This window comes from Fibrobacter sp. UWB11, from assembly GCF_900143015.1.
In the GTDB taxonomy this organism is placed as follows: Bacteria; Fibrobacterota; Fibrobacteria; order Fibrobacterales; family Fibrobacteraceae; genus Fibrobacter.
In genome coordinates this window covers 459,346-476,504 of the sequence record NZ_FSRT01000001.1, presented here as the reverse complement: position 1 = coordinate 476,504, position 17,159 = coordinate 459,346, and the positions used below count along the sequence as shown (strand labels likewise).

15 protein-coding genes are annotated in these 17,159 nt (G+C 48.3%); 4 read left to right on the top strand and 11 right to left on the bottom strand.

Translation table 11 applies throughout. From position 1 onward, the window contains the following. Window positions 1–9 precede the first annotated feature (9 nt). Window positions 10–969, bottom strand: a complete 960-nt coding sequence (locus BUQ91_RS02185) for an Rpn family recombination-promoting nuclease/putative transposase (RefSeq protein WP_254794306.1) — start codon at window positions 967–969, stop codon at window positions 10–12. Window positions 970–1,320: 351 nt separating this feature from the next. Here BUQ91_RS02185 and BUQ91_RS02180 point away from each other — a divergent pair, with 351 nt between their 5' ends. Both BUQ91_RS02180 and tsaA read left to right on the top strand, forming a co-directional pair. After that, window positions 1,321–3,882 carry a VPS10 domain-containing protein gene (locus BUQ91_RS02180; protein WP_074207985.1) on the top strand — a complete coding sequence of 854 codons (2,562 nt, stop codon included), beginning with the start codon at window positions 1,321–1,323 and terminating at the stop codon, window positions 3,880–3,882. 197 nt (window positions 3,883–4,079) lie between these two features. Beyond that, entirely contained in the window at window positions 4,080–4,757 is a 678-nt protein-coding gene (tsaA, locus tag BUQ91_RS02175; protein WP_074207984.1) for a tRNA (N6-threonylcarbamoyladenosine(37)-N6)-methyltransferase TrmO, read from the top strand. Window positions 4,758–4,829: 72 nt separating this feature from the next. On the opposite strand, the gene BUQ91_RS02170 is transcribed toward tsaA, so the two are convergent. Further along, window positions 4,830–6,074: a sialate O-acetylesterase gene (locus BUQ91_RS02170; protein ID WP_074207983.1), complete on the bottom strand. Its 1,245-nt coding sequence runs from the start codon at window positions 6,072–6,074 to the stop codon at window positions 4,830–4,832. Between the two features lie 152 nt (window positions 6,075–6,226). Here BUQ91_RS02170 and BUQ91_RS02165 point away from each other — a divergent pair, with 152 nt between their 5' ends. Continuing rightward, a complete protein-coding gene (locus BUQ91_RS02165; RefSeq protein ID WP_074207982.1) occupies window positions 6,227–6,784 on the top strand; it encodes a hypothetical protein in 558 nt (185 codons plus the stop codon). Between the two features lie 12 nt (window positions 6,785–6,796). On the opposite strand, the gene BUQ91_RS02160 is transcribed toward BUQ91_RS02165, so the two are convergent. The 6 genes from BUQ91_RS02160 to BUQ91_RS02135 form a co-directional block, all read right to left on the bottom strand. Next, on the bottom strand, window positions 6,797–8,860 hold the full coding sequence (locus tag BUQ91_RS02160) for a transglutaminase domain-containing protein (protein ID WP_074207981.1): 2,064 nt from the start codon (window positions 8,858–8,860) through the stop codon (window positions 6,797–6,799). Continuing rightward, window positions 8,857–10,116 (bottom strand): DUF58 domain-containing protein, encoded by a 1,260-nt coding sequence (locus BUQ91_RS02155; protein ID WP_074207980.1) that lies wholly within the window; start codon window positions 10,114–10,116, stop codon window positions 8,857–8,859. Before BUQ91_RS02155 ends, BUQ91_RS02160 begins: the two co-directional genes overlap by 4 nt. A 103-nt stretch (window positions 10,117–10,219) precedes the next feature. Next, a complete protein-coding gene (locus tag BUQ91_RS02150; RefSeq protein ID WP_072827377.1) occupies window positions 10,220–11,131 on the bottom strand; it encodes an AAA family ATPase in 912 nt (303 codons plus the stop codon). A gap of 34 nt (window positions 11,132–11,165) precedes the next feature. Continuing rightward, window positions 11,166–11,900: a glycosyltransferase family 2 protein gene (locus BUQ91_RS02145; protein ID WP_074207979.1), complete on the bottom strand. Its 735-nt coding sequence runs from the start codon at window positions 11,898–11,900 to the stop codon at window positions 11,166–11,168. Window positions 11,901–11,920: 20 nt separating this feature from the next. After that, window positions 11,921–12,970 (bottom strand): NAD-dependent epimerase/dehydratase family protein, encoded by a 1,050-nt coding sequence (locus BUQ91_RS02140; RefSeq protein WP_074207978.1) that lies wholly within the window; start codon window positions 12,968–12,970, stop codon window positions 11,921–11,923. Continuing rightward, window positions 12,967–13,398: a hypothetical protein gene (locus BUQ91_RS02135; protein WP_074207977.1), complete on the bottom strand. Its 432-nt coding sequence runs from the start codon at window positions 13,396–13,398 to the stop codon at window positions 12,967–12,969. The genes BUQ91_RS02140 and BUQ91_RS02135 overlap by 4 nt, the downstream gene beginning before the upstream one ends. Before the next feature lie 183 nt (window positions 13,399–13,581). Here BUQ91_RS02135 and BUQ91_RS02130 point away from each other — a divergent pair, with 183 nt between their 5' ends. Beyond that, complete coding sequence (locus BUQ91_RS02130) at window positions 13,582–14,385, top strand: hypothetical protein (RefSeq protein ID WP_074207976.1); 804 nt, start codon at window positions 13,582–13,584, stop codon at window positions 14,383–14,385. Between the two features lie 140 nt (window positions 14,386–14,525). On the opposite strand, the gene BUQ91_RS02125 is transcribed toward BUQ91_RS02130, so the two are convergent. The 3 genes from BUQ91_RS02125 to BUQ91_RS02115 form a co-directional block, all read right to left on the bottom strand. Beyond that, window positions 14,526–15,236 (bottom strand): queuosine precursor transporter, encoded by a 711-nt coding sequence (locus BUQ91_RS02125; protein WP_074207975.1) that lies wholly within the window; start codon window positions 15,234–15,236, stop codon window positions 14,526–14,528. A gap of 2 nt (window positions 15,237–15,238) precedes the next feature. Then, window positions 15,239–15,715, bottom strand: a complete 477-nt coding sequence (gene queF / locus BUQ91_RS02120; RefSeq protein ID WP_072827383.1) for a preQ(1) synthase — start codon at window positions 15,713–15,715, stop codon at window positions 15,239–15,241. 109 nt (window positions 15,716–15,824) lie between these two features. Beyond that, a complete protein-coding gene (locus tag BUQ91_RS02115) occupies window positions 15,825–17,087 on the bottom strand; it encodes an FISUMP domain-containing protein (RefSeq protein WP_254842211.1) in 1,263 nt (420 codons plus the stop codon). Between the last annotated feature and the right edge of the window lie 72 nt (window positions 17,088–17,159).

Genomic DNA, 17,159 nt, shown 5'->3' with positions numbered 1-17,159 from the left:
AAGAAGCTATTACTTCGTTTTCAAAGCATCAAGCCGAGCCTTCGCCTCGGCGATTTGCTCAGGAGGTAAGCCCATAGCCTGCATAACGCTTATCGCATCGGCATGGCCTTCAGTTTTGCCTTCGGCTTTACCCTTAGCTTCACCTTCAGTCTTACCCTTGAGGAAATTCTCGGCTATAACGGCATCGTATGCATGCATTTCATCGAACATGAATTGCTCCATTTTTTTCAAAAGTTCAGGATCTGCATTGCTTACTCGCAAGCGGGCCAAAGCATTCTTAAGAAGTGGATCTTCCGATTCAGGGACTTCAAGCGGACCTCTAGAAATAAGCCTAAGCCAAAAATCTTCACGGGAGTTTACGCCCTTGCGAAGCTTTAGGAACTTAACCAAATCGACTATAATATATTTATTTTTCGGAAACAGAGGCAAGGCCTCCCCCGTCTTTACATCGTGTTTGCTATACAGCGTCCATGTATCCTTATAGATTTCTCTCGGCTCCAAAATCGGGAACCTGCAAAGCCAAATGGAAACGGTTTCAGGAACCTCATAATAATGAGCCATCTTTTCCTTTTCGGACATGGCAAGGAACTGTTCCGAACGATTGTAGTCATGCTTGCCACGTATCGTTAGATAAGCGTTGTAAAGCTGCATACGGTCCAAGAAGAACGGATGTTCGCGGTTTTGCAACTCAATATTCATGAAGCGGTTGTCACGCGTCGCCACCCACACGTCAAGCCGCATGGGCTCATCGCCCGGCATGAACACATCGATATATTTTTCAAATGCGTAGCTGAGGTCGACTATTTCGTGTTCGGTATCGAGTTCAAGAATACTGTTCAGCAGGTCACGAATCGTGTCCTTGTCATCCAGCAATGCTCGAAACGTCGCCGGATAATACGGAAGCAAGTATTCTACGCCATCTGCATTTTTCACAATATACGGTTTTGTCGTATTATTTTCATTTGCCATCAGCATGTCCTTATAACGGTAAGGAACATCCCCTACCGTTATATTAACACGCTTTTGACGCCTACGGCGTCCGCGGCTGCACTCGGTCATAGAAAAATGCAAGCATTTTTCTGCGACACTCGTTTTGCACGCTTTTAAGAGGCGTTCGGACTAATTTTTTCTTGAAATTCGCGTAAAATGATTTAAACACGGCAAAAATGGTCAAAATGTTTTTAAAACAATCTCTTCCAAATGTTCTCAAAATTTTTCTCAAATTAAGGTTTATATAAGAACCTCTTTTTCAAATATTTATATATATTAACTATAGTTGTAAGGGTTTTAATTGTTCTCAAAATTCTCAACGGAGACGATATGTTTGGTAAAATTTCAATGATCGGCATCGCCGCACTCGCCCTCGCCACAAGCGCAAGCGCCGAAAAGTACGAATGGGGCAACGTCCGCTTCGATGGTGGCGGATTCGTTTCTGCCGTGATGTTCCACCCCAAGGCCGAGAATTTGCTTTACGCCCGCACTGACGTGGGCGGTATCTATCGCTTCGATTTTCAAAATAAGACTTGGATTCCGCTGATGGACTTCATCTCGGAAAACGACAAGGGCCTTTACGGTACCGAAGCCTTTGCTCTCGACCCCAACGATCCCAAGCGCATTTACGTGCTCGCAGGTACCGGCTATTTCAGCAAGGGCCGCACGGCCGTGCTCCGCAGTGAAGACTTCGGCGCCACCTGGGACACTAGCTATGTGGAAATGCTCGCCCACGGTAACGGCATGGGCCGCCAGACCGGCGAAAAGCTCGCCGTGGACCCCAACAAGGGAAACATCATCTTCTGCGGTAGCCGCACCAAGGGACTTTACAAGAGTACCGACTACGGCAAGACCTGGACAAGCGCCTACAAGGTCGCCCTTTCTACCGCCACAGAATCCAGCCTGAACGGCGTGAACGGCATCAGCTTTGTGATGTTCGACGAATCGCAGGGCAAGAACGCCGACGGTTCCACCAAGACCATCTACATCGGCATTTCCGAAACCAAGGATAATTTGCAGGTCAGCCACGACGGCGGCGCTACTTGGGAAGCCATCAAGGGCGTCCCCACTGGACTCATGCCGCACCGTGCAAAGATTGTCGACGGCGACATGTACGTGACATTTGCTGACGGCCCCGGTCCGTATAACATCGCAAGTGGTGGTTTTTACAAGTACAATATCGCTGGCGGCACGTGGACCGACCTTACCCCGAGTGACTCTGTGGAACACGAAGGCAGCACCACCAAGAGCTACGAAAAGGACAAGAGCTCTTACGGCGGCGTCGCCATTGACCCCAAGGACAAGAACCACATTGTGATTTCGACATTGGGCAAGTACACCGGCCGCCACGTGACCAAAGACGAAAAAGAGAATTACGGCGACCGCATCTACGCCACCACTGACGGCGGCAAGACCTGGAATCACGGACAGCATTACAACGACATTCCGAACATCGACGCCAACGGCACCGACTGGATCCCGGGCAACGCCATCCACTGGGCGGGTTCCCTCGAAATTAACCCGTTCAACAACAAGGAAGCTTGGGTCACAAGCGGTAACGGCATCTTCATGACCGAAGACGTCTCCGCAAAGGTTCCCCTTTGGAAGTTTATGTCCAAAGGCATCGAAGAGACAGTGCCGCTCGACATCGTGAGCATTCCGGAAGGCCCGCTGGTCACCGCTATTGGCGACTACGACGGCGCCGTTTATACAGACATCAAGCAGAGCGCACAGCGCCACAAGCCAACCATCGGCACCACCGAAAGCATGGGTTACGCCCCGCTCACCGGAAGCTTGGTTCGCACAGGTGTGATTACCGTTTACGGCAAGTACGATTCTCAGAATTTCAACGTGATGTACCGCAGCGATGACATGGGCAAGACATGGGACAGCGTAAAGACCACACTCAAGGGCCCGAAGGGCTTGGTGGTACTTTCTGCTGACGGCAAAATCATGTTGCACCGTCCAGACCAGGGCGCCACCGTTTACCGATCCGACGACAATGGCGCCTCTTGGACCGCTGTTGAAACGGGCACGCAGACAAACTATTCCCGCATTGTTGCTGACCCGGTGGACCCCAAAACGTTCTACGTCATGGGCGGCATGGGCTCGCTTTACAGATCTACCGACGGAGGCAAGACTTTTGCTGAATCCGAAGCCCGTTTGCAGAACGAACAGGCTGGCGAATACTACAACGGTGGCGGCCTCATCCGCACCGTTCCCAAGAGAGAAGGACATCTTTGGGTTCCGATGGACCAGGCTCAAGTTTGGCAGCCCAAGGGCTTCACGGAATACGGCCTCGCCTACACTGAAGACGGCGGCAAGAGCTGGAATCGCTGTGAAGGCGCTTCAACCGCAATCGCCGTGGGCATCGGCAAGGCCAAAGAAGGCAGCGACTACGAAACCATCTTTATCTGGGGAGCAGCAAAGTCTGGCGATCCGATTGGCATTTACCGCAGCACCGACAAGTGCAAAACTTTTGAACGCGTCAATGACGACATGCACCAGTTCGGCGGTCCGGGTAACGGAAATTTTGTACAAGGCGACATGAACACCTTCGGCGTTGTTTACATGAGCACCGTGGGCCGTGGCACCATCGTGGGCGCTCCGGAAGGCACAAAGTTTGTCGAAGTTCCGCCCACCGGCCTCAACAAGGTAGCACTCAACATTGGCAAGGCAACGCTTGTCCAGCAGAACCGCACTTTGCAAGTGAACGTCCCGAGCGACAGCAAGCTTGATGTTATTGCGTTGAACGGCAAAACGCTCCTTTCCACCGACGTGAACGGCAACAAGAGCATTAGCCTCAAGAAGATTCCAACCGGAAAGTACATCGCAAAGGTCACCGGTGCTAACGGCAAGCTGCTCTTGAAAAAAGCGATTGCGATTAAATAAAACGCATTAAAGGAGATGCCCGCTCAAGGCGGGCATGACAACAACAAAAGTTTCAATAATCATCAATCCCATACTTCAAAAGGCTAGAGTCCAAAGCGAATGCTTGCAAACTCTAGCCTTTCTTTTTTGCTATGTTATAAAGGAGATGCCCGCTCAGTGGCGGGCATGACAAAGTATTTAAAGCTTGGCAATTTCCGATGCAAGAACTGACGTTTAAAATCATCGCACGAATCAAGAGCGACTTTCCGGAAAAGTTCGGGATTCCGCGTCAGAGTGGCATTGTGCAGAATTTGCGTTCCACAATTCGATTTGAGCCGGAGTTCCGCAATGCCGATGCACTCCGCGGTCTTGAGGGTTTTAGCCACTTGTGGATTATGTGGATTTTCTCGGAAAACATCCGTAGCACCTGGAGCCCGACCGTGCGCCCGCCGAGACTGGGCGGCAACAAGCGCTTGGGCGTTTTCGCCACGCGTTCGAGCTTCCGCCCGAACCCGGTCGCACTTTCTTGCGTAAAAATCGAGCAAATTAATCTCGACGGTCCGGAAGGGCCCGAAATCGTCGTCTCCGGCGCCGATTTGATGGACGGAACGCCCATCGTCGATATCAAACCGTACCTGCCTTACACGGACGCCCACCCCGAAGCCACAGGCGGCTTCGCCGAGGCCGTCCGCCAAATCAAAGTGCATGTAAAGCCATCCGAGCAATTGAACAAATTGCCATCAGAAAAACGCGGCGCGCTCATTGAAGTCTTAGAGCAAGATCCGCGACCCGCCTACCAAAACGATCCCGAACGCGTTTACGGATTCAACTTCGCCGAATTTGAAGTCAAGTTTAAAGTTGTTGGCGACGAGCTGGAAATCGTGAGCATTGCATAATAGATGGCGGGTTCACGCATACAAAAAGAGCCCCGCGTAAAAACACGGAGCCCTTAGCAGTGAGGAGAACTTTTATTTAGACAAATCTAATCGCTTTGTAACGCGAGAAGAAGCTGTCTGAACACTCAACATGTAAACGCCCGGCGGAACATTTTTCCTTACAAAATGCACGCTATTCGTACCCGGTTTCATCAACTCGCTAACACTCGCAACCTCGCTTCCAAGCACAGAATAAAGCCTAACTTTCACATTGCCATTGCGAGCCAGCGTCACCGGCACCATGATGCTTCCATTATCGAATGAGACCTTGCCCACACTCAATGACGGTGTGGCATTTCCGATAATGATAACACCCGTCGTAGAACTCGAGGATTTCACTTTTCTCGAAGAACTCGAAGCCGCAGAAGAACTGGACGCTGCCTCTGATGAACTTTCCGGAGCAGCACTGCTACTGGATTCCTCGGCGGCAACAGGTTTAATCTTGTCGCCAAGCACTTCAATCATCTTTTCGGCATAGCGCTTGCCAAAATCGCGGTATTCCTGCGAGGTAAAGTGGACATTCTGTCCATCGCCAAGAGCCTGATTAAATCCTTCGGATGAAACTACATAAAAGTTTTTTGACTGTTGCGGGAGTTTAGCGATATTGTTGTTCGCGCCCTTGCTAGAGCCGCTGCGCAACACTTCGCCCGCAAGGAACGGCACATCATTGCCAAGACCCAAATCCTTAATAATGTTATCGTAAACCTTTTTGACCTTGGAGGGCCATTGACCGTCACCAGCATCCGTTTCACCCTGGTGGAAGATGATTCCCTTGATGACACCATCTTCTTGAGCCTTCTTAGCCATTTCAATCAAGCGACCGTAAGGATTTCCACCATATTCATTAATGCGCTGCGTCATCCAGCTCTGCTGGGACCTAGCATAATTGGCATAGCCATCCTTGTCGAACAGCTGGATGCTGCACCCGGCAACAGCCACGACGATAACACCCACCTTAATTTTAGAATCCGTCTTTTCGACCATCGTGCGGCCAAAATAGTCCGTAGGTCCAAGCTTTGCGCCCTGACAATGCGCCAACGGAGGCACTGCCGTAGCCCATTTTCCCTTGGTTTTCCCTGAACAAGAACCATTATTTGCCGCCCAGAGCACCTGGAAACGTTCGTCAACGGTCTTATCCTGACTACCGACGTCCCCCTGGCCTTCCATATTGGATTGGCCAAAAGCAAGATATATGTGGAAATTTGGGTCTGGGGCTGCAAAAACCGATGCCGCAAAACCCAAACCGAAAAACAAGCCCACGAAACGCGAGACTTTCATCTAACACTCCTTGGGGCATGGAAAATGCCCCCCAACAACTATTCTTAATATATTTCCAATTAAATAGCTTATGTTAAATCTTTGGAAAAACGCGTTGTAGTGTTCTGCAACATCAAAATTTTTATTTATATTCCAACTAAAAGAGGACATTTATGACAATCAAGATTTTGGCTTCCCTTGCTATGGCAGCAACATTGTTTTCCGCCTGCAGCGACAACGCAACTACTCCCCCGCCCTCCAAAGCCGAACAATGCGCGGCCGGTCTTTCTAACGACTGCGTTTTAGGCACCTGGAGCATCGGCGGCCCGACCGTTATGAGAACCGTTGGAACAGATGTCGTATACATTATCGATCCGAGTCATAATTTAGAAGCAAGCCCGGCAACGCTTAAATTCTATGTTGACGAAAATCAAACGAATACATTTGAATTTGCAAACTCTCCTTTGGGCAAGGCCGATTGCAAGACAGCCACGGGCAAGACCTATGGTCTCTGGGACGTTGTAGGAACATCTCTTCACCTTCGTGCAAGAACCGGAAACGATTGCATGGCCGTAAACGAAGCCACAATCCCGGTCGAAATATCGGTAGTCGGTGGACAAGTCACCATGACTCTAAAGCAGATTTTCTTCATGGAACCGGAAATGAAGCAGTCTGACGCCGTAGAAAAGAACACGGCTACTGAAGTTTACACCTTCGTGACGGCTAACTAACGCTCTAAGCGTTTAACGCCAACGATTATTTTCGTAATCTTCGAGCTGTTTCAGCAAAGAAAGACAATCTTTTTCAAAGCGCGAGTCCTTAGGGCTCGCCTTTTTTATTGTTTGTCGAGCAGATTGCTGCGCCATCATAGTTTGCTTTATGCGCACCATAAACGCAGAAACCGTTTCACCAGAAGCACGAACAAAGCCCATTCGTGCAAGACGCTTTTCAGCGGATTCAAGCAAAGAAATCCAGCGTTCGGCATCTTTCGAAACCGAATGTGAAATTCTATTGCGACGATATTTACGGAACCTGATTCCCGCAAAAACAACCACCAGCAAAATCAAAACGCCATAGAGTACCGGGTTTGCCACGAAACGTTCCGAAACATTCTGCCAACTGTCAACGACACGGCGCCACTCACCATCTTTAAGCAAATGAAGCACATACGAAACGCGGCCTTTCAAGCCTTCGATTTTTTTCGAAAACCAAGATGATTCCGCAAATGCGTTCACAAGAACCGGCGGGGTCGGGTCAAAAATATACCATTTGTGGTCTATATAAACTTCAACCCAAGCGTGACTATGACGACGTCGGAACGTCACATAAGGGCGCCCCTCGACATGTTCCGGATGCGCAAATCCCGTCACATAACGCGCAGGAATCCCTTGATGGCGGAGCAAGAGCGTCGCCAGAGTCGCATAATATTCGCAATAGCCTTCTTTATTTTTCCAGAAAAGCGCAAGCATGTCCTTCATATTCGACACACCAGTGTTCATCGACATTCCTGCATAACTTTTGCGCCAAGACACTACATACGAATACTTAAAATTCTTAATAAAATAATTTTCAATAGCTTTTAGATTTTTGACAGCGAATTGCGTTTCTAATTCAGATTTATCCAAGGATGCAGAATCCGCTATTACAGAGTCCCGAACAGGGAGAGCCATTGCCGAGGCGATGGTATCCAACAAATTCAAATCTTTTTCTGGAATTTGCAAGAATGCTGAATCAATCTCATCCGAGAGCGCCGTGGTTATAGCAAGCGTTGCAGCTGTATCAGGTACATAATAGAACCAATCGCTACGCATTCCGTTTGCACCTGCAAAGACATTCGTCGAATAGTAATCGAGCGAGTCCGCATTTTTACTAGCAACACCCACCGCATTGGGTGCTGCAAACATAAATCCAAAATTATCGAGAGTCGCTTGAACCCAAACCGTCTTGACATTCGGCGTCATCGTTATAGAATCTTCTGTTTCAAAGATTGCATAATCCACGCGATAACGGGCGGGATAAAGTTTCTTTTCTGCTGTAGTCGGGAGTTTCCAAATGCCCGCCACATACTTTTCATAAGCCGCGGCACGCAAATATTGCGGTGCAAGCGTATCCCAAATTCTCAAGATAATTTCGTTATTGTACTTCGAATTGTAATTACTCGAAAATGAACCCAGCGCGGCCACCGGATCAAATCCCATGACACGATTTTTCAAGTAATAATCTTCGGCCCAGCGACCACTGTAATAGTGATTACTTTTCCAATACTTGAAACCAAGATATGATGAGCCGCATAAACTTGCATACATTAAAACAAAGAGAAGTCTTTTATAAAGCGCAACACGGGGGCGTCCAAACGCATACACCGCAAGCAGTAACGCGACAGTCGCACTCACCACAACAGCGCGGGGCGCTTGAAAGAGTCCCATAAAAAGGGCTGCGACACCATTGAATACGACAAAGACTTCGTAACCGCCATTACCCAAACTGCGCTTTTGCAGCAACGCTAGATAAAGTAAATACCACGCTGGAATAAAGACCAAATAAGGTGAAACCCCATTTTCGACACTAGGAGTCAGCAGCCACCACAAAGCGAACGGAACGATTGCACCATAAGCAAATAATTTTCTATATCGCGGGATTTTTCTTTGGTTCGTCGTAGACTTTAAAAGCACATATTGCTTTATATGCATCGCCACAAACAAAGCAGCAAAAAGAAATCCAAGAATTTCTAGACCACTCGAAACGCCCAAATTCACAGAGACAATGCAAAAGAAAACCGTCTTGCAAATTTCACGGAAGTTCATCATAGACTCACCTCCGTTTCGCGCGACTTTTCAAATGAACGTTCGAGAAGTTTTGCATTAACAGCCAAAACATCATCCGAGACAGTTGTCTTCAATTCGTCAGCAGCCAAGGGGCGCGATTCTAGAATGACTTGTTTGTGAACAAGCGGATCATCAGTTGCAAAAAGCCCCACGCGAAGCACTGGGCCAAGCGGGCGCGCCGCTGGCGACCAGCGTTTTTGCAAATTACGAGAATTTACAGCATTTCGAGATGCGTGCATTTCCAACAGGGATGCCGTAGGGATACGCGCAAGAGCTTCTAAAAGGCTTTCACCACCATCCGCTTGCACTAAAGAAATTTCATCATCGCCAATGAAAAAGCGCCCTAGCGCATTCCGTTCCAAGAGCCATAAGCCAATACCTGCCGCCAAACGGATGAGCATTTCTACCGAAGACTTCTCGCGCAGATTCCGGGCAGTTACGTCAAGCACAAGGATTGCACCCGCGCCCCGTTCCGTTTCGAACTCCTTCGTAAACGGTTTCCCGTAACGAGCAAACGCTTTATGGTGCAAGTCGCGCAACGCATCACCTTCGCGGTATTCGCGCACACCGACAAAATTCATTCCACGAGTAAGACTCGGCATCAAAAGCGGCGCGAAAACAGCGCCACTTGCACCCGAAATCAAAAACGGGAAAGCGCTCACGCGCAACGGGCGCGGTAAAACAAGCAACTCGGCCTTCCCCACTTTTGCAGCATAACGCAAAGCGCCATTAATTTCAGGCAAAATAAGCGCCACTTTAGGAATTTCAAAAGCGCCCCGCTTTTTAGTTTGGATTCGGCAAATCAATTCCGCAGAATCGCCGGCAACAATTTGCACCTGTTCCGATTCAGCACATTTAAGCGAAGAATCCATGCGAAAGCAACCTAGCGATACAGCGTTTAATTTATCCTCAGCATAAATTTGCAAGTGAACCGTCGAAAGTTCACCTTCATAAACATTGCGCACAGCAATATCGCCCGCCTTGAACTTGCTCTTTCGAGCCGTCATAAAAAGGCTTGGCACAAGCGCCAAAAAGTACATGAAATCCAAACCGCAAAACACCCATGCCGCCCAAAATCCAGGCACCGCACCCGCGAACATCGAAAACATCATGAGCGCTGCCGCGGCATGTCCCACCGGCGTAAAAGCTTCTTGCCAAATGTAATACAAATGCATCAAGAGTCCCTTGCGCTTGGGACTTCTAGGAATTGCATTTATAAAGAAATGGAAGAGAGACATTTTAAATCAATTCGGAGTTCGGAATTCGTAATTAGGAGTTAGTGGTTATTTTACGTCATTGCGAGTGAAACGAAGCAATCTTCCAGAAAAAGGAATTGTGAGATTATTTCGGCACACGCACTTGTTTCAAGACGCTTTCGAGAATTTGTCTAGACGCACCGGGCGTATTCGAATCTTTTGCAAACACGCGATGTTCCATCACCGGGAAAAATACATGCTGGATATCATCAGGATTCACAAAGTCGCGGCCCGCAACAAACGCACACGCTTGAGCCATCTTGATGAGATTGATTCCCGCACGAGGGCTTGCCGCCAAACGCACCGCCGGATTCGTACGCGTAGCCTGCACCAGCGAAACCACATACATTTCAAGAGATTCGTCAATATGGATCTTGCGAACATCGCTACGCATAGCAATAACTTCATCAGGAGTCGTCACCGCCTTGAGCGTGTCAAGCGGCCGCCCATCGCGATGCGCACGCAAAATACCGAGTTCCGTTTCCGCCGTCGGATACCCAAGCGAAAGGCGCACCAAGAATCTGTCCATCTGCGCTTCCGGGAGCGGGAACACGCCATGAAATTCCACAGGATTTTCTGTTGCAAGCACCATGAAGAGTTTTGGAAGCGCATGACGTTCGCCTTCGAGCGAAACCTGGCGTTCTTCCATAGCCTCTAGGAGTGCACTCTGCGTTCGCGGAGACGCGCGATTGATTTCGTCTGCCAAGAGCACCTGCGTAAAGACCGGTCCCTTGCGAATTTCGAACTCGCCCGTATTTGCCTTGAACACGGCACCGCCCGTTACATCGGCAGGCAGCAAGTCCGGAGTAAACTGGATACGTGCAAAATCCGCTCCAACCGCAGTCGCAAGCGCTTTCGCAATCGTCGTCTTGCCCGTTCCCGGCACATCCTCGATGAGCACGTGACCATCGGCAAGGAGAGCCATAACCAAAAGTTCTACCGCCTCGGATTTACCGAGCAGCACCCCATTTAAAGCATGAATTAAATCTTTAACCATGCTTATAATATATATAGTTATTGGTCAATGGTCGTTAGTTATTAGTTTTTCCTTTCAATCTTCGCCAAATTTGGCGCAAAACACGCAAGCCATACGTGACCACATTGAGGTTCGATTTTTCGTCGGCATACCGCGTCGGGATTGGGAGTTCCGCAATTGCAAAACGGCGAGCATCGGCAATCGCAATCAGTTCCAAATCAATATCAAACGACGGGCTCAAGCGATTCAAATCGACGGTTTTCAGGAATCGCGAGGAATAAACGATAAATCCACTATGACGATCCGTAAGCTTTACGCGAAAAGCGATATTTTCTAACGCCGTCAAGAACGCACCGCCAATACGCTTGTGTAACGGCATGCCGCCGCGTTTTGCCCCCCCCGCAATTGCATGTCGAGAACCTTGCAGCAAATCGAGATTGTTATTTTCCATCTCTGCAAAGAACTCGCCTAACTTTTCAGCAGGGTATTGTCCATCGCCATGCAAGCAAGCGATAAACGCCGCACCCGACACCAAGCCTTCGGCAATGCCTTTTTTGACAACGGCGCCGTAACCGCTATTTTGTTCAAACTTTAAATATTCAAAACGAGACGAGAGATTGCGCGCATTTTCAAAAGCCTGTGCGGTCCCATCGCGAGAGCCATCATCAATCACAAGCACACGAGCGCGCGACAAAATAGATTCATCAATTTTCGAAAGGACTTCGACTAGCGTATTTTCAACGTTGTACGCAGGAACGAAGATAAAGTAATCTATCGCAGAACAAGACATAACAGGATCCTTCGCGCAGCTCAGGATGACGATTCGGATCCATAGTGATTTACAAACCACGTCAACGATTCGCGCAGAACGACGTCAATCGGAGTCTTTGCCTTAAAGCCGAGCAAGCGTTCCGCCTTTTCGACCGACGGCAAACGGCGCATGGAATCTTCGTAGCCTTCGCCGTAATATTCTACGCCCGACACAACTTCCGGTTCGGGGATAGATTCTACAGACACGCCCTTGATGTCTGCAAAAATCTTGCGCATTTTGTTTGCAAGTTCCGCAATCGTGAGTTCGTTATCAGGATTTCCGATATTGAACGCTTGCGAGAACGGCGATTTTTCCGCTTCGAAAAGCGCGAACATAAAATCGACCGCATCAAAGACACTCGTAAAACTGCGCTTTGCAACCCCGCCATTCACAAGCTTTAGCGGTTCGCCTCGAACAAGCGCCGACGAGAAATTCGCAAGCACACGCGGAATGCCCGAGCCATCGACCCCAGGCATAAAGTCCATGTACGGTCCGACAAAATTGAACGGGCGCACCACGGTCCACTTTAAATTCTTGAGGCCCGCAATATAGCGTTCCGTGAGGAGCTTCGCTGTCGCATAACTCCAGCGGCTTGCGGTCACAGGGCCAAAAGTAAGTTCAGATTCGTCTTCAAGCAGCAATCCGGAATCCGCAGACGTACGCCCATAAATTTCGGACGTCGAAAAATGAATCAACCACGAACCCGACTTGGCACAAGCATCGGCCAACGCTGCCGGATGGTCATAATTACTGCGGATAACTTCGGGAGCTTCGGCCATGTAGCGGCTCGGCGTGCAAATGGCAGCCAAGTTCACTACGACCGGATACTTTGCAATTCGTTCAACGACACTTTTATCGGCAAGGTCCGCCACCATGAACTCGCAGCGTTCGTCGTTCAGCCGGTGCTGGATTCTATAAAAATCCAAATCAACGCCAAAAACGCGCCACTTGGTGCGCGTCAAAATAGCGTCGAGAAGGTGACAACCAATAAAACCACCGCAACCGACAATGGCTACGGTGATACTTTGATCATTGAATTGAGGGATCATTCCTTAACAACGAAGAGTTCGGAGTTATTACCCTTATTCTGCTTGTTGTACGGAATAACACGGATAATACCGGTCAAAGTCGGTTCAACACCCTTTTCGGCATCGAGCTTGACCTTTACCGTGTGGCAAGTCTTGCCATCAGCCGGACCTGTCAAATCGAAGGATTCATCAAGCAAATCCAAGCCGGCGTCGCTAGCATTTTTCTTGAACACAATGCGGTAGCCATCGTCAATAGTCGTACCAAAGACAACATCAATGGTCTGACCAATCTTAAACTGTTCGCTAACAGTCGGATAAGCAACCTTGACACCATCAGACACGGTGCAGTCATAACCGGCCTTTGCGCCCGTCGGGGAATCATCATCGTCGCCACTGCAAGCAAAGAAAGCAAGGGAGCTAGCCAAAATCAAAGCGTGAGAAAACTTCATAAACTTTTTCTCCTTTTTAGGGTTGAACGGCAATAATATACAAATTTACCCGCATAAGAAGATTAATCCATATCACAAGCACTCAAAACCCGCCGCAAAATTGCACATTAGTGTAGTTTACGAATAGTTTTTCTTTTTTTACAATTCAATCAATTTCAAAAGCCCCCTCAAGAGGATCTTTTTATGGGAAAATCATTACTTTCAGTCGCCATTGCAGCGATTTTTGCCATCCCCACCTTCGCGCAAGACATCATATCCATGAAAAACGGAACCCGCGAAGAAGCAAACGTCCTAGAAATTGACGAAACAACGGTTCGCTACAAGAAATTCAACAATCCAGAAGGTCCTACCTATTCCGTAAAAAAAGAATCCGTTAGCGAGATTACATACAAGAACGGAACCAAAGAAAACTTTGACCAAAAGTCGCAAGAACTTCCGCCCGAAAAGAATCCTAACTCCGTTTGGTGGACAAAAGCTAAGGAAACTAAGCTCGGTTTTTGGATGGACCCGCTAGGTTTTGCACAATGGGGACCGATGGTCGGCGTATCGATTCGTGTCGGGAGTAATTTCGATGTTAAGGCACACGTGAAATTCTACTCAAAACTCGCCCCCATATTCAGTAAATATATGGATCACAGCGGATACGGCTTTGGACTCGGTTTAGAATTTAGCAAATTTATTCCAACAACCAACGGAAATTTTCACGTAGGTTTTCTTGTAGAATCAGCATCCATGGATGGAAAACATAGTGACGATTATTGGCTTTATCTTGAAAGTGGATCATCTCGAATTGAGGGATATCTAAACGAATCAATCATTCAATACACTTTCGCCCTGACAGGCGGCTACACGCTTCGTTTCAACAACATTTTTTCAATTGATTTCTCTCTACAAGCAGGTGTGACGCCCCGTTATCGCGGAGACATGGAACCAGATGAGACGTTATTTTACGGTGATGCAAGCTTGAAGTTCGGAATCGAATTATAAAAACTAATTTCGGCAAATAAAGTCGGAAGAACAAAAGAAACGCCCGCTCAGTTCACTCCGAGCGGGCTTATTTTTTAAAGGCAAAAATCTATGGATTCTATCGGGGCATAGCCCCTCCAGAATGACATTCAAGCGCAACCTTACTCTTTTAGCAGTTCCGGGTGTTTTTCAGCGATGCGGCGAGCCAAGTACACAAACGGAGTGTCCATGAGCGACGTCACGATAAAGATGCCGTAGCCGAAAATCAGGATTTCGACAATGGTATTCCACGGGAACACGCCCGCGAACGCGAGCAGGTTGAACACGACCACGTTAATCAGCTGGCTCACCAGCGTAGAACCGTTGTTGCGCAGCCACAAAAATCCTTTCTTGTCGCCGAACTTCTTTTCGGACCATTTCCAAACAGCATGGTAAGCCCAAACGTCGTATGCTTCGCAAATTGCATACGCAAACAAACTAGCAAGCATCACGCGAGGCGTATTCGAAAAAACCGTACGGATCGGTTCTGCCATGGAATCGCCTTCGGCCGGGATGTATAAAAACCAGCTCTGCGAAATGAGAATAAACGTCACATTCGCGAGAATGCCGATTTTCACGCAGCGGCTTGCCTCTTTTTTGCCAAAGATTTCGCTCATCATATCGGTCGCCAAGAATGACGATGCGAAAATGACGTTACCGAGCGTAGTGTCAAGGCCGAAGGCGTGCACAAGAATCAGCACTTCGATGTTTGCCGCGATGGTGCAAATGACGGTCCAGGCGAAAATACCCTGCTTACCGAAAAAGCGGAAAAAAGCGACGAGGCCTCCAAAAAACACGAAAATGGAGGCAATCATGAGGAGTTCGTTTTGCATGATTACTTCCTCCTGTCAATAGCGGCGAAGAGGCGCGTCTTGGCGATAGCTTCGAATTCGGTACCCGGCTTGCCGTAGTTCGCGAACGGATACAACGAAATACCACCGCGCGGCATAAATATGCCTTCAACTTCGATATACTTCGGGTCCAAGAGCTTCACCAAGTCCTTCATGATGATGTTCACGCAGTCTTCGTGGAAATCCCCGTGGTTGCGGAACGAGAACATGTAAAGCTTGAGCGACTTGGATTCCACCAAATACTGGTCCGGAATGTAGTTAATCTTGATTTCGGCAAAGTCCGGCTGACCGGTTTTCGGGCAGAGGCTCGTGAATTCCGGGCAGTTGAACGTGACCATGTAATCGTTACCCGGATGCTTGTTCGGGAACTTTTCGAGCACTTCGGGGCTGTAGGTGGTCTTGTACTGGGTCTTGTTGTTGCCCAAGAGCGTAACGCCTTCGAGTTCAGCTTCTGAACGCATGTTGTCTCCTAGTTTTGGTTTATAGGCCTGTGCCTAAGGTCAGGATGGTTTCGAACTGACCGATTTTTCGGAGACAAAGATAGAAAAATCCCTAAATTTTCCTAGAGTCTTATTTTTTGACGCAACGGACGGGTTTGGCAGCCTTTTTGTTGAGCGTATCAAAGTTGCCCGTTTTAGTGTTTAGGTCATAGTAATAGAACTTGCCTTTACTACCTGTAGCGCCACTCGTCCAAAATTCTGCTCGAGGGGGCCATCCATATTTGCCCTTAGCGTCGCGATTACCAGAAGCTTCGATTTGAAGTCGTTCAACGTTATCAACTATAGCAGGCAACTCGCTATCCGTAGGGAGGCGCCATCCATTGGGGCAAGCGTTTTGAGCGGCCTTCCAAGTGTAAAGACGGCCATATCTTTCACAATTGGCCCAGCCGTCATTGAAGCACCAGCTTTCTTTTGTCTTGAAATCCAAATTATGGGCAAACCACACAACGCCACCTATATTTGCAACCTTATACGACTTTGCATCGCGAGGGTCATGGAACACAACATTTGCCGCAGCAAGACAATCATCCTTTACACAACGGACCGAATACCCAGCAGTCTTTCCATACCCAGGTTTCCCATACGACCACTTATTAGACGCTAGCCCCCATTCAAAAGCTTCATTTTCATCGTATTCCGAGGAAGTCCAAAAATCGCCGTTGTGAGTAAGCCCCCAAAATACGGTATCAGTACCATCAAATCTATGGCTACCCGCAGCAAGCCCCGCAAAGCCGTATTCATCTTTAGCACCATAATAGATATTTGCAAGCAAGGCTTCTTTTTTTCTATCTACAGCATCTGCCAAGTTCTGCCACTCGGCCAATTCAGGGAAATGCCAACCTTCCGGGCAAACGCCACGAACGGGGTAAGTCGGAGTACATTTTTTCCCTTTGCCGCAGCCTTTTGCGTTATTCGAAATATTTCCGGCACTATCCATTGCGGCTGACCATGAATACAAACGGCCATACTGAGCGCAATTGCGTTTATCATTATCATAGCACCAGGAGTTTCCAATTAATCCCGGAGCGGCAATGGTATCGCCATAATTCAGGTTTTGCGCCATCCAGACCAAATCACCAATTTTCACGAATTTATATGTAGCGCCATCTCTGGAATCCACAAACGTATTTTGGGCTTGAGCTGCAGGCTTTGCTTGGAAATTCGCCGTCGTTCGAGTTTCCTGCTTTGAGGTTTCCGCGGCCGGAACTTCCTTTTCAGTTTGCTTTTGTTTACCCTTGCTTAATGATTTTAAAAGTCCTTTAAAAGATGACTTGGCGCAAGTCGGTTCAACAAGAAGCATCCCTGCCACAAGAGCCAGTACGATTTTATTCATTTTCATATTTCAAATATAAAAAACAAATGATGCTTAATATTCTATTTATCCTCATGACTAGGCTCGCCGTTC